General features: G+C 61.6%; 12 protein-coding genes, 1 other RNA gene and 1 pseudogene. 3 read left to right on the top strand and 11 right to left on the bottom strand.

Going from position 1 to position 16,857, the window contains the following annotated elements; genetic code table 11:
* The first annotated feature begins 10 nt into the window (after positions 1-10).
* On the top strand, positions 11-2,773 hold the full coding sequence (locus E3E12_RS05045) for a M16 family metallopeptidase (protein ID WP_141443352.1): 2,763 nt from the start codon (positions 11-13) through the stop codon (positions 2,771-2,773).
* 238 nt (positions 2,774-3,011) lie between these two features.
* Here E3E12_RS05045 and rpsA read toward each other — a convergent pair whose 3' ends face one another.
* The 3 genes from rpsA to aroA form a co-directional block, all read right to left on the bottom strand.
* Positions 3,012-4,718: a 30S ribosomal protein S1 gene (gene rpsA, locus E3E12_RS05040; protein WP_141443351.1), complete on the bottom strand. Its 1,707-nt coding sequence runs from the start codon at positions 4,716-4,718 to the stop codon at positions 3,012-3,014.
* Positions 4,719-5,038: 320 nt separating this feature from the next.
* Complete coding sequence (gene cmk, locus E3E12_RS05035; protein WP_141443350.1) at positions 5,039-5,725, bottom strand: (d)CMP kinase; 687 nt, start codon at positions 5,723-5,725, stop codon at positions 5,039-5,041.
* Entirely contained in the window at positions 5,722-7,095 is a 1,374-nt protein-coding gene (gene aroA / locus E3E12_RS05030) for a 3-phosphoshikimate 1-carboxyvinyltransferase (protein ID WP_141443349.1), read from the bottom strand. The genes cmk and aroA overlap by 4 nt, the downstream gene beginning before the upstream one ends.
* Positions 7,096-7,303: 208 nt before the next feature.
* Here aroA and E3E12_RS05025 point away from each other — a divergent pair, with 208 nt between their 5' ends.
* Entirely contained in the window at positions 7,304-7,597 is a 294-nt protein-coding gene (locus E3E12_RS05025) for an FYDLN acid domain-containing protein (RefSeq protein ID WP_141443348.1), read from the top strand.
* Positions 7,524-8,171: a hypothetical protein gene (locus tag E3E12_RS08880; protein ID WP_168194394.1), complete on the top strand. Its 648-nt coding sequence runs from the start codon at positions 7,524-7,526 to the stop codon at positions 8,169-8,171. The genes E3E12_RS05025 and E3E12_RS08880 overlap by 74 nt, the downstream gene beginning before the upstream one ends.
* 12 nt (positions 8,172-8,183) lie before the next feature.
* Here E3E12_RS08880 and E3E12_RS05015 read toward each other — a convergent pair whose 3' ends face one another.
* From E3E12_RS05015 to E3E12_RS04980, 8 genes and pseudogenes are all read right to left on the bottom strand, one after another.
* A complete protein-coding gene (locus tag E3E12_RS05015; RefSeq protein WP_141443346.1) occupies positions 8,184-8,975 on the bottom strand; it encodes an SDR family oxidoreductase in 792 nt (263 codons plus the stop codon).
* A 105-nt stretch (positions 8,976-9,080) separates the two neighbouring features.
* A pseudogene (gene recR / locus E3E12_RS05010) lies at positions 9,081-9,650 on the bottom strand (recombination mediator RecR); the annotation flags it as partial.
* A gap of 44 nt (positions 9,651-9,694) precedes the next feature.
* Positions 9,695-10,018 carry a YbaB/EbfC family nucleoid-associated protein gene (locus tag E3E12_RS05005; protein WP_141443344.1) on the bottom strand — a complete coding sequence of 108 codons (324 nt, stop codon included), beginning with the start codon at positions 10,016-10,018 and terminating at the stop codon, positions 9,695-9,697.
* A gap of 137 nt (positions 10,019-10,155) precedes the next feature.
* On the bottom strand, positions 10,156-12,285 hold the full coding sequence (locus tag E3E12_RS05000) for a DNA polymerase III subunit gamma/tau (RefSeq protein WP_240810437.1): 2,130 nt from the start codon (positions 12,283-12,285) through the stop codon (positions 10,156-10,158).
* 216 nt (positions 12,286-12,501) lie between these two features.
* Positions 12,502-12,598: signal recognition particle sRNA small type (gene ffs / locus E3E12_RS04995), an RNA gene on the bottom strand.
* 56 nt (positions 12,599-12,654) lie between these two features.
* A complete protein-coding gene (gene ggt / locus E3E12_RS04990; protein ID WP_141443342.1) occupies positions 12,655-14,547 on the bottom strand; it encodes a gamma-glutamyltransferase in 1,893 nt (630 codons plus the stop codon).
* Positions 14,547-15,347 carry a type I methionyl aminopeptidase gene (gene map / locus E3E12_RS04985; protein WP_141443341.1) on the bottom strand — a complete coding sequence of 267 codons (801 nt, stop codon included), beginning with the start codon at positions 15,345-15,347 and terminating at the stop codon, positions 14,547-14,549. The genes ggt and map overlap by 1 nt, the downstream gene beginning before the upstream one ends.
* A gap of 210 nt (positions 15,348-15,557) precedes the next feature.
* Positions 15,558-16,553, bottom strand: coding sequence for a D-alanyl-D-alanine carboxypeptidase family protein (locus E3E12_RS04980; RefSeq protein WP_141444095.1), 996 nt, complete (start codon positions 16,551-16,553; stop codon positions 15,558-15,560).
* Positions 16,554-16,857 lie beyond the last annotated feature (304 nt).

The following is a 16,857-nucleotide window of genomic DNA, read 5'->3' as shown; positions in this document are numbered from 1 at the left end:
GGTGCTGCTCATGTCCTTGCGTCTGCCCTTTTTGCCTTTTTTTAAGAACACCCGCCTGACACAGTGGCTACTGGCTGGCACAGCCTTGGCCGCCGCCCATGGCCTGGCCCTGGGTTTGACCACACCAGCGCAGGCAGCCCCACCAGCCCTAGCCACCACTGCCACCCCCACGGAACTGCACCCTCTGCGCGCCACCCTGGCCAATGGGCTTCATGTGGTGATCATCCGTGACGCCTTGGCCCCTGTCGTGCGCACTGTGCTGACCTACGACGTGGGATCTTCAGAAGCCCCCAAAGGCTTTCCTGGCACAGCCCATGCCCTTGAACACATGATGTTCAACGGTTCCAAAGGGCTGACGCGCGATCAACTGGCTACCATTGGCGCTGAGATCGGCAATGACGAGAACGCCTCCACCACCTCTGACGCCACGCAGTATTACTTCACGGCGCCTGCAGATGACCTGGACATCCTCCTCCACATCGAGGCTGCCCGTATGGAGGGGCTGGACATCACCCCTGCTGAATGGTCGCATGAAAAAGGCGCCATCGAGCAAGAGGTCTCACGCGACCTCTCCAACCCCGTTTACCGCTACCTTTCCCAATTGCGGGCACTGCTTTACGCCAACACCCCTTACGATCATGACGCCCTGGGCACCAGGCCATCCTTTGACGCAACAACAGCCCCCCTTCTGCGCCATTTCTATGAGCAATGGTACAGCCCCAACAATGCCGTCTTGGTGATCGCAGGTGACGTTCAGCCTGAAAAAGCCCTAGCTGAGGTCAAAGCCATCATGGGCGCCGTTCCAGCGCGCCCACTGCCAGCCCGCCATGATGTCAAGCCTGGCGCCGCCAAGGCCCAGACCCTTCACCTGAACACAGATCTGCCTGTGGGGCTGGTGACGGTGGGTTGGCGTATGCCAGGCGAGCGCAGCCCAGATTACGCGGCGGCCACGTTGCTGTCTGACGCCCTCTCCAGCCAGCGTGGGGCGCTGTTTGCCCTGGTCCCCGCTGGCAAGGCGCTGGAAGCGGGCTTCATGTATGAGCCTGAGGCCCAAGGGGGCATTGGCATTGCCTATGCCGGCTTCCCCAAAAGCGCTAACCCAACCCCTCTAGTGAAAACCCTGCAGGGCCTGATGGACCATGCTTGGCGCCACGGCGTTCCAGCCGAACTAGTGGAAGCAGCCAGAAAGCGCGAAATCGCAGGGTTGGAGTTTGACGCCAACTCCATCAGCGGGCTGGCCTCCAGTTGGGCACAGGCCGTGGCGGTGGAAAAGCTGCAAAGCCCCGCTGACATGATCGCCGCCTTCAAACGGGTGACCCCTGAGGAGGTCAACCAACTGGCACGCCGCCTCTTAGACCCGGCCCATGCCATTACAGCCATCCTCACCCCCAGCGACAAGGGCAAGGTGTTGGCGGACAAGGGTTTTGGGGGCACTGAATCCTTTGGCGCCGCCCCCAAATCGGTTGTGCCGCTTCCTGACTGGGCATCAGCGCCTTTGGCCAAGCTGACACTGCCCCCACCCATGCCATTGCCCCAAGTGACCCATCTGCCTAATGGGCTGACGGTGCTGGTTATGCCTGAGCATGTCAGCCACACTGTGGAGCTAGTCGGGTCCATCCGCCAGAATGCTGCCCTTGAACAACCCAAAGGCCAGGAAGGCGTTGCTGACATCACAGACCAGATGTTCCTGTTCGGCAGCACCACCCGTGACAGGCTGAAGTTGGCGCGTGACCTGGACAACCTGGCGGCAGATGAGAGCGCTGGGTCTTCCTTCAGCCTCAGCACGCTGACGCCTGTATTCAGCAAAGCCTTGGGCATTTTGGCTGACCATGAGCTACACCCCGCCTTCCCTGAAGGGGCTTTCCGCATCATCCAGGCCCAGGCTGCCAGTGCCCAGGCTGGCGTTCTTGAATCACCTGGTTACCGTTTTGGGCGGGCCGTGCGCAAAGCCCTTGTTCCGGCCAATGACCCAACACTGCGCCAAGCTACGCCAGAGAGCATCAAAAGCCTGAAGCTTGACGACGTGAAAGCGTATTACCACCACACTTACCGGCCTGACCTCACCACCATTGTGGTGATGGGCGACATCACCAATGACGAGGCCGTTAAGCAGGTACGCGCCGCCTTTGGCGATTGGAAAAACGAAGGCCCCACGCCAGCGACCACCCTTCCACCTGTGCCCCTCAGCAAACCTTCCCAAGCTGACGTCAGTGACCCTGGCCGTTCGCAAGCAGACGTCAAACTACCAGAGACCCTGGGCCTTGACGTTCGCAACCCAGACCGCCACGCGCTGGCGGTGGGTAATGAGATCCTGGGGGGCGGGTTCGCCTCCAAATTGCTGCAGGACCTGCGTGTGCGCACAGGCTATGTCTATGGCGCTGGCAGCTCCATTGGCTACAGCCGCACCCGCACCACATTCTCCGTGAGCTTCGGCGCTGACCCGGACAAGGTGGAACCAGCCCGCAAACTGGCGCTGGAGGACATCAAGACGCTACGCACCACGCTGGTCTCCCCCGACACATTGGCCCTGGCCAAAGCCACGTTGCTGCGCGGCATGCCCATGGGCCGTTCCAGCTTCGATGATCTAGCTGAAAGCTGGCTGAGCATGATTGACCTTGGCCTGCCCCTGAACGCGCCAGACGAAGGCGCCAAAGCCGTCTACAGCATGACGGCCATTAAGGTGCGCAAAGCCTTCGCACGCTGGATCAGGCCTGAGGACCTCTCCACCATTATTTTGGGGCCAGCGCCCAAAGGCTTCAAACCCACACCCTGATGGTCTGGGGTGGGGGTCAGCCACAGCTTGGCCCCTGCACGCGATACCTTAGGTCAGGGGCTGCCTAAGCTACTGCCATAAGAAAAAGCCCATCCCTGAAAAGGGATGGGCTTTTCTCTTGTCAGCCACCGCTCAAAACGGAGCGCTGGACTGCTCCATGACCTGCTTCAGGAAACCGCCCAGGCCTGGGAGGCATATTGGCCACCCGGGCCCCTTATGGGGCTTCCAGAAAACTGGATCAGGATTCCGGGTTGCGGCGGCGGATGGCCGCACCCAGGATGTCACCCAGTGACGCGCCGCTGTCGGAAGCGGAGCCGTACTCGTTGAGGGCCTGCTTGTCCTCTTCCATTTCACGGCCGCGAATGGTCAGGGAAAGCTTGCGCGCGCCCGGATCCACAGCCATGACCTTGGCTTCCACAGTGTCGCCGACATTGAAGCGCTCAGCACGTTGCTCTGCCTTGTCGCGGGCCAGCTCGCCACGGCGGATGAAGCCTGTCAGGACGTCATCAACCTTCACTTCAATGCCGTTGCTCTGCACAGCGGAAACAACGCAGTTAACGACGTCACCCTTGTTGATACGGGCCAGGACATCTGCTGCGGGGTCTTCCTCCAGCTGCTTGATGCCAAGGGAGATGCGCTCCTTCTCAGCATCGATGTCGAGGATCTTGGCCTTGACGACCTGACCCTTCTCATAGTGCGACATCGCCACTTCACCAGGCTCGTCCCAAGAGAGGTCAGACATGTGGACCATGCCGTCAATGTCAGGGGACAGACCAATGAACAGGCCGAATTCCGTGATGTTGCGGATCTCGCCTTCAATGACGGAGCCAATCTCGGTCTCTTCGGCGAACTGCTCCCACGGGTTGCGCTGAACCTGCTTCAAGCCCAGGGAGATGCGGCGCTTGGCGCTGTCCACATCCAACACCATGACCTCAACTTCCTGGGAAGTGGCCACGATTTTGCCAGGGTGGACGTTCTTTTTGGTCCAGGACATTTCAGAGACGTGCACCAGGCCTTCAACGCCAGGCTCCAGCTCCACAAAGGCGCCGTAGTCGGTGATGTTGGTGACGCGGCCCGTGAAGCGGGTCTGCACAGGGTATTTGACGGCCACGTTCTCCCAGGGGTCAGCCTCAAGCTGCTTCATGCCAAGGGAGATGCGCTGGGTTTCCGGGTTGAAGCGGATAACCTGCACGCGGACTTGCTGGCCGATCTGCAGCGCTTCGGAAGGATGGTTGATGCGCTTCCAAGCGATATCAGTGACGTGCAGAAGCCCGTCAACGCCGCCCAGGTCAACGAACGCACCGTAATCGGTGATGTTCTTGACCACGCCATCAAGGATCATGCCTTCCTTCAGGCCCTGAATAAGCTCAGAGCGCTGCTCGGCGCGAGTCTCTTCAAGAACGGCACGGCGAGAGACAACGATGTTGCCGCGCGCACGGTCCATTTTCAGGATCTGGAACGGCTGCGGCTGGCCCATCAGGCCGCTCACGTCACGCACGGGGCGCACGTCAACCTGGCTGCCTGGCAGGAAGGCCATGGCGCCGCCCAGGTCAACGGTGAAGCCACCCTTGACGCGGCCATAAATGCTGCCGCTAACGCGCTGGTTGTTGGCAAAGGCGCGCTCAAGCGCTGTCCAGGCTTCCTCGCGGCGCGCTTTTTCACGCGAAAGAACGATGGAACCGTCACGGTCCTCATAGCGTTCCACGTAAAGCTCAAGCACGTCGCCAGGCTTGACCTCAGAGGCGGCTGGGCCGAACTCCCGCAGGGGAACGCGGCCTTCACTTTTCAGGCCAACGTCCACAACGGCGTGGTCATCAGCAAGGCGGATAACGCGGCCGCGAACGACAGAGCCTTCAAAACCCGTGTCGGCAGCGCCCAGGGTCTCATCAAGAAGGGCGGCAAAATCTTCAACGCCCGCAGTCATGTTGTCAGTGGCAGAAGCCATGTAATTCTTGTTTCCAGGAAGTGCCCTGTGCCGCTTCCCCAAGGAAGGGCCATGGAACTTCACCGATTTGCGCAGCCCAGCCTACAGGGCCGTTCCTGACGGACGGCAGACTTGGCGACGGCTCCCAGCAGCCCAAAATCGACCTTTGGGTGGCTAGTCAGTGTGGGAAAAATCAAACCATTCACCCACCATGTCCCAAAAAGCCAAGGACCAGACCCTTGCAGCATGAATGCTTTGAAGGCGAATCACCCAACCAGACCAGAACATGGCATGTGAAATGGTTTTCACGTCAAGTGTGACAGCACCCCAGGGGGTTTCTGTCAAGTGGGGTCCAGCAGGCCGCGTTTTTCAAGGTGTGCCACGACCACCTTCAGCACCCCGGCAGCATCCAGCCCATCTGTCATAATATGATGGGCATCAACAGCAGGGCGCAAAGGGGCGGTTGCGCGGTTTTCATCCTGGCTGTCGCGCTGCTTGATGGCCTCCACCTCAGCTGCCAGGGTTGCTGTCTCCTGGGGGTTGCAGCCATGGCGCTGCCTGTAGCGGCGGCGTGCCCGTTCCTCTGGACTGGCGGTCACGAAAAACTTTACGTCAGCGTCAGGCAACACCACAGTGCCAATGTCACGCCCATCCAGCACAGCCCCCGTGGCAGCGGCGAAATCACGCTGGCGTTGCAGCAGGGCTGCGCGCACCTTGGGTTGGCGCGCCACAAAGGAGGCAGCCTGGTCCACATCAGGGGTGCGCAGGTCTGGGCGCACCAGGTCCGCGCCTTCAAGCTGCTCTGCAAAGCGCACCGCCTCTTCCAACGGGGCGCCTGCGTCAAGCGCCAACCTTGCCGTTGCCCTGTAGAACAGACCTGTATCCAGGTAAGGCAGCCCTAGGAACTGCGCCAAGGCCTGGGCCAGCGTGCCCTTGCCGGCTGCAGCTGGCCCATCAACGGCAATGACCAAGCGCTTGGCTGGAGACGCTGTGCCTGCCCTGCCAGCTTTGCTTGAAGGGCCCGTCATGGTTTCCCTCCCACAGGGGTTTGCTGAAGCTGGCCAAGCAACTGTAGAAATCCTGGGAAGCTGGTGTCCACAAAAGAGAGGTCGTCCACCTCCAGCCCCTTCTGGCTTGCCAACCCCATGACAACAGCGCTCATGGCCAGGCGGTGGTCCATGTGGGTTGCGACCACCCCGCCACCGGGCACAGGGTCACCACCAGAGCCTTCAATGAACAGGTCATCGCCTTCCACCCAAGCCTTCACGCCATTGCCTTGCAAAAGGGCGAGCGTGGCCGCTAGGCGGTCCGATTCCTTGACGCGTAACTCCTCCAAACCGCGCAAGCGGGAAGTGCCAGCGGCCATGGCGCACGCCATAGCCAGGATGGGGTATTCGTCAATCATGCTAGGCGCGCGTTCTGCTGGCACATCCACAGCCTTCAAGGCGCTGTGGCGCGCATGGAGGGTGCCCATGGCTTCCCCAGCGCCATCACGCACATCCTCCAACTGCAGGTCCGCACCCATTTCACGCAAAGTCGTCAGCAAACCTGTGCGCAGCGGGTTGAGGCCAACATTCTCAATGCGCACATCCGAACCAGGCACCAGCAAAGCCGCTACAAGGGGGAAAGCAGCCGATGACGGGTCACCAGGCACATTGATGTGGACTGCCCGCAACGTGGCTGGCCCTGTGAGGCGAATAGTGCGGCCCCTCTCCGTATCCTCCACGCTGACGGGCACGCCAAAATGGCGCAGCATGTTCTCAGTATGGTCGCGCGTGGGGGAGGGTTCAATGACCACTGTTTCCCCCTGGCAGTTCAACCCAGCCAGCATAAGGGCCGATTTCACTTGCGCTGAGGCTACCGGAAGCCTGTAGGTGATGGGCCTGCCTTTAACCGTGCCTTGAATGGCCATGGGCAGCCTGTCGCCAGCGCGGGTGGCGAAACCAACCCCCATCCGCCCCAGCGGCGCTGTGACGCGCTTCATGGGGCGTTTGCGCAACGATCCGTCACCCGTCAGGAAAGCGGTCAGGGGCCAGGGGGCCAGCAGGCCAGCCAGCAGGCGCGCGCCTGTGCCGGCATTGCCCATGTCCAGCACGTCCGCCGGTTCCTGGGGGCCTTGCCTGCCCCACCCCACGACACGCCACATCCCTGGCCCATCCCCCTGGGTGACGGTGGCGCCTAACTGACGCATGGCCCTGATGGTGGCCATGACGTCAGCACCTTCCAAAAGACCTTCAATAGTGGTGGTGCCTTCAGCCAAAGCCCCCATCATAATGGCGCGGTGGCTGATGGATTTGTCCCCAGGTACGCGCACAGCGCCCCGCAGCGGCGCTGCGGCAGGGCTGGCTTGATGGGCAATGGGGGTACGGGCGGATGGGGTGGGGGCGGGCTCACTCATGGTTTCCCTAGATGGCTGCAGCAGCTTGCGGGTGTCAACCGCCCAGCGCCTTGGCGGCAGCTGCCTTCAGCCGTGCTGAGCGCAACGTTGGTAACGCCGGCCAAGGCCATTTAGCCTTTGCTGTGCATTGACAGCCACGCCCCACAATGGCATGGGCGCTATCTTTCCATGACTCATCACCCGCCATTCACAGGAACAGGTTTGCACCATGGCCAATGAAGAACTCGGGCTGAAACGGACATGCGTTGAATGCGGCGTGCGTTTTTACGACCTCAACCGCATTCCCCCCGTCTGCCCCAAATGCGGGGCTGAACAACGCTCCCCTGAGCGCCCCAAGCACCTTGAAGACGATGTCCCCGCCGCCACCAAGCACAGCAACGGGGTGGAAAACGATGATGATGTCGACATCGAGGAAGATGACATCATTGATGATGACATTGACGATGACATCAGCAGCGACATCGAAGTCAAACCCACCAAGGACGACCAGGACGACAGCTGAACGCACCCCTGAATCCCTTGCTTCCCACTGGAGTAAGGGCACGGGCCTCTGCAGGCTGCGCCAAGCCCTTGCCAGCCACGCCAGCGCCACCAAGGCGCTGCAACAACTGCACCAGGCCGCTGCCCATATAAGGTACCAGCCGCTCCAGGGGGCGGTAGAATTGCCTGCCGCGCTTGAAGGGCACCTTCACCTTCTGGGCCTCACGGGGCAGAATTGGCGCGCCCACGCCACCTTGCGCATGGTGCAGCTGCACTGCGGCGCACGGCATTGTTCAGATGCCTGGAACCTATTCCTGCCCAGCCAGCTTGCACCCATGGCCCTTGAACAACTGCAGGCCAACCCGTTCCTGCCTTTTGGGCTTGCCGCCGCACCCTTCAACCGGCGGCAGTTGGGGGAACGGTGCCAACCCTTCCAGAGCTGCAGCGAAAACCCGTGGGTTCTGGAGCACACCGCGCTGCTTTCAAACCTTGGGGGGCCTTTGGCGCTTGTGCTGGAACGCTACCGCCCAGAAGCCCTTCCTGAAAACACAATCCCTGAGAACACGGTGCTGGAAGCTACGCCTATACCCCGTTAATCCAAAATCTCCTTAGGCAGGTGGGCCCCAATTGAGGTGCTGCCCACCATCGATAGCCAACATCTGCCCCGTGACGCCCGGCAAACAACACAGGGCAAGCGCTGCCTGCGCAACTTCATGGGGACTGGCCCCGTGGCGCAGGGGGGTGTTATCGCACATGCGCTTGAAATGCCCTTCCCCCTGGCCTGCCGCTGGCAGAACGGGGCCTGGCCCCACAGCGTTGACACGTACTGAAGGGGCCAGAGCCAAGGCCAAGGTGCGCGTCAGCGTCCACAAAGCGGATTTGGCCACTGTGTAGCTGACGAAGTGCGGCGTCAGGTTCCAGACACGTTGGTCAAGCACATTGATGACCAGTCCAGACCGCCGCCCTTCAGGCGCCTGGGCAAGACCTGAAGCCAAACCTTGGGAAAGCACAAAGGGTGCGCGCAGGTTCGGTTCAAGGTGCCTGTCCCAACTTTGGCGGGTGGCGCTGTGCCATTCATCACGTTCGAAAACGCTGGCATTGTTGATAAGGATGCCAACGGGACCGCCCAATGCCGCGTGCGCTTTGGCCATCAGCGTTGCAGTCTCCCCCTCAGAGGACAGGTCAGCGCGCAGAACGCAGGCCTGGTGGCCATGTTGGTGCAGTTCATGGGCCAGTTCATCAGCTGCCTGAGTGCTTTTGTGGCAATGGATGGCCACAGCGCACCCTTGCTCAGCCAGCATGGCCACAAAGGCCCTGCCAATGCGGCGCGCGCCACCTGTAACCAAGGCCACACGGGGCACAGTAGGGGGCAGGCGCAACACGTTGAATAACTGTTCCATGAGCCCAGCTGCTTGTCAGGTGGGGGGGTTGCCAGCGCCACCAGGGACTGGACGGGGGGGCTTGATTTCAAAGGGTTGGTTGGTGCCTGGCTGCACCTCAACTGTTTGGCGGGTGGCCAGGGCGGCCGCCAAGGTGCCGTCATCGAGAACGTCAAGCGTTCCCCCCATGGGCATACCGTGCCCAATGCGGCTGACGGGCACGCCGTAAGGCGCTAGCCGCCCCTGGAGCCAATGGCGGGTCGTGGCGCCATCCACCGTGGCGCCCAGCGCCAGGATGACCTCACGCACCTCTCCCCCTTCAAGCCGCGCCTGGAGCCCAGACAGGTGCAGTTCCTCTGGCCCTTTGCCACTCAATGGCGAAAGGACGCCCCCCAAAACCTGGTAGCACCCCCTGTAAGTGCCAGAGCGTTCCAAGGCCCAAAGGTCGCCAACGCTTTCCACCACGCACACAACACCCCTGTCGCGGTTGGGGTCTGCGCAAATGGTGCAAGGCACCGCAGTGTCCAGGTTGCCGCATTGCGGGCAGGCGCGCACAGCGCGCACCGCCTCCTCCAGCGCCTGGGCCAAGGGCCGAAGGCGGCTTTCAGGTTCCTGCAGCAAAGCCAAGGCCGCTTTGCGGGCTGAACGGGGCCCAAGGCCAGGCAGGCGCGCCAGCCGCTTGATGAGCTGTTCAATCGCGCCGTTTTCCTGCCTTGGCTGGAATGAGGCGTTGTTCCAGCTCAGAACGGCATCTCCAACCCTGGCGGCAAAGTGATGCCCCCTGTCACCTTGGACATTTCCTCTTTGCTGGCGGCCTCCGCTTTTTTGCGGGCGTCAGCGTAAGCGGCCATCACCAAGTCCTGAAGCGTTTCCATGTCGTCTGGGTCAGCCAATTTGGGGTCAATGACCAGATCATTCAAATCCCCTTTGCCCGTCAATTTCAAGCGTACAAGGCCATTGCCAGCTTCCCCCTCCAGCGTCAGCTGAGTCAGCCTTTCCTGGGCTTCCTTCATGCGGGCCTGCATTTGTGTGGCCTGTTTCATCATGCCAGCCAGGTTCTTCATAAAACCAATCCTTCAAACGTCTGTATCAATGGGTTGCTGGCAACAGTCTTAGCACAGCCTGCCCAGCAGGCAGACGGGAAATTGCCCTTGCACACCCAGCTGTTGGCCCAAGGCGCCAGTTGGCTGCTGCCTGGTGTTCACTCCTCGACCATGTCCCCATCCTCATTGAAGGGATAGGCGCCGTAACTATCCTCATCCAGGGCAAAGGGGCTCTCATAGGGCTGGCCTTGAAAAGTGCCGCCAGCGCTTTCCCCAGCACCCAGCAGGGTGAAGGCGTTCTCAGCGCCAGCGTCCTGTCCCCCTTCTGGCTCCGTATCGCGCACCGTGCCCATGCGTGCCCCGGGGAAACGCTTCAAAATGGCCCTCACCAGGGGGTGGCGCCCAGCGGCCGCGTGGTGAAGCGCAATGACCTCCGCGCCCTGCGCCTCCAAGGTGGGTTCACCTTCACCGTCAGAAGGGAGGATGTGCCATTGGCCTGGGTAGTATTCCTCAAGCCGTTCTGAAAGCAATTTGAGGGCGCGTTGCCTAACAGCCTTGTCGTCAAGCCGCACGCTGACGCACCAGGGGGCTGCCCCATGGTCGGCAAAGCGCACCATATGGGCTTCGCAACGCAGGATGCCGTGCAACCAAGGCTCATGGCAAAGGCTGGTGAAGCGCACCATTTCACGCCAGCTGCGCGGCAGGGGAATGGTGTCACGCTTAGTAGGGCGGGCCAGCTTTGCAGCAGGTTCCTCTGGGCTGTCGTCTGCCCAACACATGGGGGCTGGAACGCGTTCAGCCCCCCCTTCCAGGCGCACAGACCCAAAGCGCGCCTGGCTTGGAGGCATAGTTGCCGCTGCACCCGGCCCCTGCAAGCTGCCTTGGAAGGCCTGGGGGGCGGAACCCTGTTCAGAAACCGTTTGGGGGACTGGTTGCTGGGCGCCCTTCAAAGGCGCAGTTCCCAATCCACCCTGAACGGGAGCCCTTGAAACCCCAGCCCCTTGATGGGGCGCAGGAGAGGAGGGGAGGTTCTGGTTTTGTTGGTTTTCCTGCTTGGCCAGGCGCGCCAGGATGCGCTCTGGCGTGGGCAGCTGGCTGGCATGGAGCAGGCGGATGAACACCATCTCCGCCGCGTTTTCCCCCTGGGGGGCTTGGGCGATCTCTTCAGCGCCTTTGAGCAAAATCTGCCACGTGCGGGCCAGAACGCCCATCGGGTGCTTGTCTGCTAAAGTACTGCCGCGCTCACGCTCCAGTTCAGGCAACGTCTCGTCCTGGCGCAAAGCTGGCACGGCGCGCAAACGCGAGACAGAATGCGTGGCCTCAAGCAAATCTGCCATGAGGGCCTCTGGGGCGATGCCGTGGCTCCAGGCCTGTTCAGCCAATGCCAGGGTGCGGGCCCCTTGCCCCTCCAGCATGGCTTCAAGAAGGTCAAACACCATGGCCCTGTCAGCCTGGCCCAGCATGGCTGCCACGCTTGGCGCGTCAGAAGCCCCCTGGGCTATGGCCTGGTCGAGGAGGGACAGTCCATCACGGACGGATCCATCAGCGGCACGTGCGATGAGGTTGAGGGCCTCTGGCGCCAGGTTGGCACCTTCCTTGGCGGCGATGCGCCCGTAATGCTCAACAAGCATGGCCTGGGGCACTCGGCGCAGGTCAAAACGCTGGCAGCGCGACAAAACGGTGACGGGGATTTTCCGCAATTCTGTGGTGGCGAACACGAACGTCACCTGCGGCGGTGGTTCCTCCAGCGTCTTGAGCAGCGCATTGAACGCCGCTGTGGAGAGCATGTGGACCTCATCAATGATGAAAACCTTCATGCGTCCTTGAATGGGCCTGTATTGGGTGGCCTCAATGACTTCCCTGATGTCGTTGACGCCAGTTCGCGAGGCAGCGTCAATCTCCAAGACGTCTGGGTGGTTGCCAGCCAGGATGGCCGTGCAGTTAGGGCAAACGCCACAAGGGGCCGCTGTGGCATGGCCGGTCCCGTCTGCCCCTGTACAGTTGAGGGCGCGGGCCAGAATGCGTGCTGTGGTGGTTTTGCCCACCCCGCGCACGCCCGTCAGCATGAAGGCATGAGCCACGCGGCCTGTTTCAAAGGCGCGCTCAAGCACACGCACCAGGTTCTCCTGGCCGATCAGGTCATCAAGGACGCGCGGACGGTACGTGCGCGCCAGAACGCGGTAAGCGCTTTGCCCAGCACCTTCCCCCTGGCGTGCAGCAGAGGGAGCGGGGGAGAGGAAGCCACCATCCGTGACGGGGGGCAGGGGCATGTCGTTGTTTTCATCCATCACCCGTTCTCCTGCTGTGCTGCCTCATGGTGGCTCTTAAAGGCCTAAAGGCACCTGTACCCCATCATGGCGCATGTCAGGGCGGATTTTAAGCGGCCAAGCGTGCAAAGCGGAAAAGCCACCAACCACAGCAAAACCCTGGCGGCGCCCCGCGCGGTGCGTCCAGCCTAGTGGCTCCAGCATGGTGACCACTGTGGCCGTTCAGTTTTGAAAGGGGGTGGAAAGCCGGACACCGACCCGACCGGACAACGCTGCGGCTGCTTCGTTCCCGATCTGACCGGGTTCACGCGCCAATCGTCCGGGCCGACTTTCCAGGGCCTTTAACATCACATTCAGCCACGACATGCAAGTACCCCAGCCCCGTGCCGCTCAATAGCCTATGGCAGCGCCACCAGGGTGGCGGGGGTCAGCCACCCCGAAGAAACGCCGCGGCGGTGTGGCGCCAGCCTGTGGCACTAAGTGGGGCGCATCAGTCAAGATGGCCTCCACCATGCCCCATGGTCGATGGGGCACGATGACGTAACCCAGCTTTTCCAGTCCCTGTCGCACTTCAGGCGACAAAGCGCCCGGCTCCACCTCCACAGGGGGGGGCATCCACTGCTCATGGATACGCGGCCACACCACCGCCTGGCGCAGGTCAAAGCCATAGTCAGCCAGCCCTGACATCACAGAAAGCAGGATGGTGGGAATGCGCGACCCGCCAGGGCTACCAAACACCAGCACAGCGCGGCCATGGCGTGTGACCACAGTGGGCGCCATAGAAGAAAGCGGGACCTTGCCAGGCGCAATGGCGTTGGCGGCACTGCCTGGGACGCCAAACATGTTGGGCACACCGGGCGCCATGGCGAAATCGTCCATTTCATCATTGAGCCAGATGCCTGTTCCACCCCCCATGACGCCAGCCCCGAACCACCCATCCAACGTGAAGGTCGTTGAAACCGCCATGCCGTCATGGTCCATGACGGAATATTGGGTTGTCTCGTGCTTCTCCTGAGCTAAGGGGCCAAGGGGGGCAGCCAAGGGCAAAGGGGCTGCGCGCCCCACCTGCAGGCGGCGCGAATCAAGCGCGTGGTCCAAAGGAAGGCTCTGGCGCACTGCGCTGAGGTAACGTTGGGCCAAAACCTGCCCCACCACCTTCATGGAAGGCGTGAAAGCAGGGTCCCCTATGCTGCGCCGGTCTGAGTAGGCATGGCGCATGGCTTCCAAAGCCACCTGCACAGCTGGCAGGGTATGGGGGCCTAGGGCCTTCATGTTGTAGCCCTCCAGGATGCCCAGCATTTCACACAGCGCCACACCGCCAGCGCTGGGTGGTGGGGCTGTGTGGAGGGTAAAACCACGGTAGCCGCAACGCAGGGGGGCGGCCACACTGGCATGGTAGCGCGCGAAATCCCCCATGGTGAGCAACCCGCCGCCCTGTTGGCTGGCCTGGGTGATGGCACCCGCCAAGGGACCTTTGTAGAAGGCATCGCCACCCAAGCGCGCCACCAACGCCAAGGAGGCTGCCAGGGCAGGCTGCTTGAAGCGCTCCCCCACTTTCCAGGTGCTGCCATCCTCATGGAGGAATATATGGCGTCCGTAAGGGTCTTCCCTGAAACTGGGCAGATTAGTGCCCATCAAATCTACATCGCCTTGTTCCAGCACGTAGCCTTCGCGGGCCAGCCGGATGGCAGGTTCCATGACAACGGCACGGCTCAGCCGGCCCCAGCGCTGGCGCAGCGCCTCCATGCCAGCGACAGTGCCTGGCACCGCCACCGCTTTCCACCCATGCGCTGAAAGGCCTGGGCGTGGCTTGCCAAGGCCATCAAGAAACATGGTCGCTGTGGCAGCAGCTGGGGCCTTCTCCCGGAAATCCACAAACACGGCATGGCCTTGGCCAGCTTGGTGGGAACGGGCAGCTTTGCCAGGCAGCCAAACTACGCTGAACCCACCCCCACCCAGGCTGCCAGCCGCAGGGTAGACAACAGAAAGGGCATAGCCCACAGCCGCGGCGGCATCAGCGGCATTGCCACCTCGGCGCAGGATGTCAGCGCCAACTGCGCTTGCCAAATGCTGGGCGCTGACAACCATGCCATGGCGCCCTTCCACCATGGTGCCGCGGGGGATAATGTCAGGCCCAAAGGCCAGGGGATCGTGGGCTGCGCTTAAAACAGGCGCTGGCGGGGTGGTTACAGCCTGGGCCCAAACCGGGACCTTAGGCGCTAAGGTCCAGGCTGCCAGCGCCAGCGCTGCTGGGCGCGCCACCTTTTTCCAAAAGTGGCCCATCACTCCTTGATGGGGGGCCAACCAGCCCCTTTGGGGGAAAGGGTGAAAATCTCGCACCCGTCATGTGTCACGCCCAGCGTGTGCTCAAACTGGGCAGAAAGGGAACGGTCACGGGTGACGGCCGTCCAGTCATCAGCAAGCACCTTTACGTCAGGCTTGCCCAGGTTAAGCATGGGCTCAATGGTGAAGACCATGCCAGCTTCCAGCTTGTCGCCTGTTCCAGCTTTGCCGTAATGCAGCACGCTTGGAGATTCGTGGAAAGCCAGCCCCGTACCGTGGCCGCAGAAATCCCGCACCACAGAGCAGCCATGGCTTTCAGCGTAGTCCTGTATGGCGTGGCCAATGTCGCCAAGCTGGGCGCCAGGGCGCACCACGGCAAGCGCGCGCTGGAGGGATTCAAACGTCACGTCAATCAGCTTTTCAGCTTTACGGGGGATTTTCCCCACACCGTACATGCGCGAGGCGTCACCATAATAACCGTTCAGGATGGGTGTGACATCAATATTGAGGATGTCCCCTTCACGCAGCGCCTTGTCACCTGGAATGCCATGGCACACCACATGATTGATGGAAATGCAGCATGACTTAGGAAAGCCGTGGTAGTTCAGCGGCGCTGGAATGGCGCCATGGTCACAGGTGTAGTCATGGATGATCTGGTTAAGCGCGCCTGTGGTGACGCCTGGCTGCACATGGGCACCGATCATGTCCAGCAAATCTGCAGCCAGGCGCCCAGCTGCGCGCAGCCCTTCAAAATCCTGTTCGCTGTAAAGGCGGTGGCCGTTGCGGTTTTTGGCTGCCATGGAGGGGCCCTCTCATCTCTTGTGAATGAATGATTACAGGGCTTCCCGCATGGTGCCCATGTGCCGCGCAGCCCTAGGGGAGTACAAAGCTGCCGCTTTGGGGGAGCGCAAAACTTCCGAGCGCGGCCAGGTCTTGTTCATGCGTCTTCCACCACTATGATGCAAGGCCAGGCGCCAGCCCCTGCAAAGGCCCCCTGGCAGCAAGCGCTTTTAGTGGTGGCGCTTGTGAAGCACCGCGTGGGCTTTGCCATGCTTAGCATGGGTTGCATGCGCCGCGTGGGACGAGAACGTCAGGTGATGGGTGTAATGGCGCCAGGTGGCCATGCGCAGCGTGCTGTGCTGCGGCCGGCTGCGGTGGTAATGGACATAAAGGAGCGGGGAGCGGCGGGGCGCCACGTAAGTGGGGCGCGCATAAGGGGTCTGTCCCATGGCGGTGAAGCCATTGTCCAACTGGTCCATCATGATGAGGTTGCGGATGTTATTGCTGCTTGCCCCCATGACCACACCAATGAGGCGCGACTGCCCCTGCACCGCTGAGCTAACCAGGTTGTGCCCTGCAGCGCCCGTGTAACCGGTCTTGAGGCCGTCAGCGCCAGCGTAAAGGCGCAAAAGGGTGTCATGGTTAGGCAGCATCCGCCCCCTGAAATAAAATTCCTTGGCGCTGAAATAAGGGTAGAACTGCGGGAAATCCTTGATGAGGTGCCGGGCGAGGATCGCCAGGTCACGCGCAGTCGTCACTTGGTCAGGGTTGGGCAGGCCTGAAGCGTTGCGGAACGTGGTGTTACGCATGCCAAGGGCACGGGCTTGGTCACTCATGGCGTTGGCGAACCGTGGCTCGCTGCCATTGCCCAGATACTCGCCCAAGGCACAAGCGGCATCATTGGCGGATTTCGTCACCAAGGCCATAACGGCCTCATAAACCGTCAGCGTGCTGCCGGGGCGCAAGCCCAGTTTGGAAGGCTCCATAGAAGCCGCATGAGGGGTGATGGCAATGCGCTGGTCGAGCGACAGGCGCCCTTCGTCAATCGCCCTGAACGTTAGGTAAAGCGTCATCATTTTAGTGAGGGACGCAGGGTAGCGCTGCAGGTCAGCGTCAGTTTCAGACAGGACACGCCCTGAGGCGGCATCCATCACCAAGGTGGAGACATGACCTGCGTATTGCGCTTGCGCCTTAGGCACCATGCTGAAGAAAGCGGCCATGCCCATGCCAACCCCAGCGACCAGGGTACCATGTTGGCGCAGCCCCTGCCCCACTTTCCGCCCCAGCACCGTGCAGATGCGCACGGCAAGACGCTTCAGGGAGGAAGGGCCTGGCGTTGGGGAACGCTGAATGTCACCCTGATTCTCAATGTGCATGATGCATCTCCTGATGCTTCGGGCCCGGGACGGTGCATCCCTGGATGTTCAATGAATGTTCACGAGTGGGCAAGGCAATGGCCCCGTTGCCTTTTGAAGGGACCTTGCAGGCTCGGCTAAGCATCCCCATCTTTTTCTTCATGATAGGGACGCC

This window comes from Formicincola oecophyllae (genome assembly GCF_006542395.2).
Taxonomy (GTDB): Bacteria; Pseudomonadota; Alphaproteobacteria; order Acetobacterales; family Acetobacteraceae; genus Formicincola; species Formicincola oecophyllae.
The sequence above is the reverse complement of the archived record's forward strand: the minus strand, read 5'-3'. Positions and strand labels throughout refer to the sequence as shown.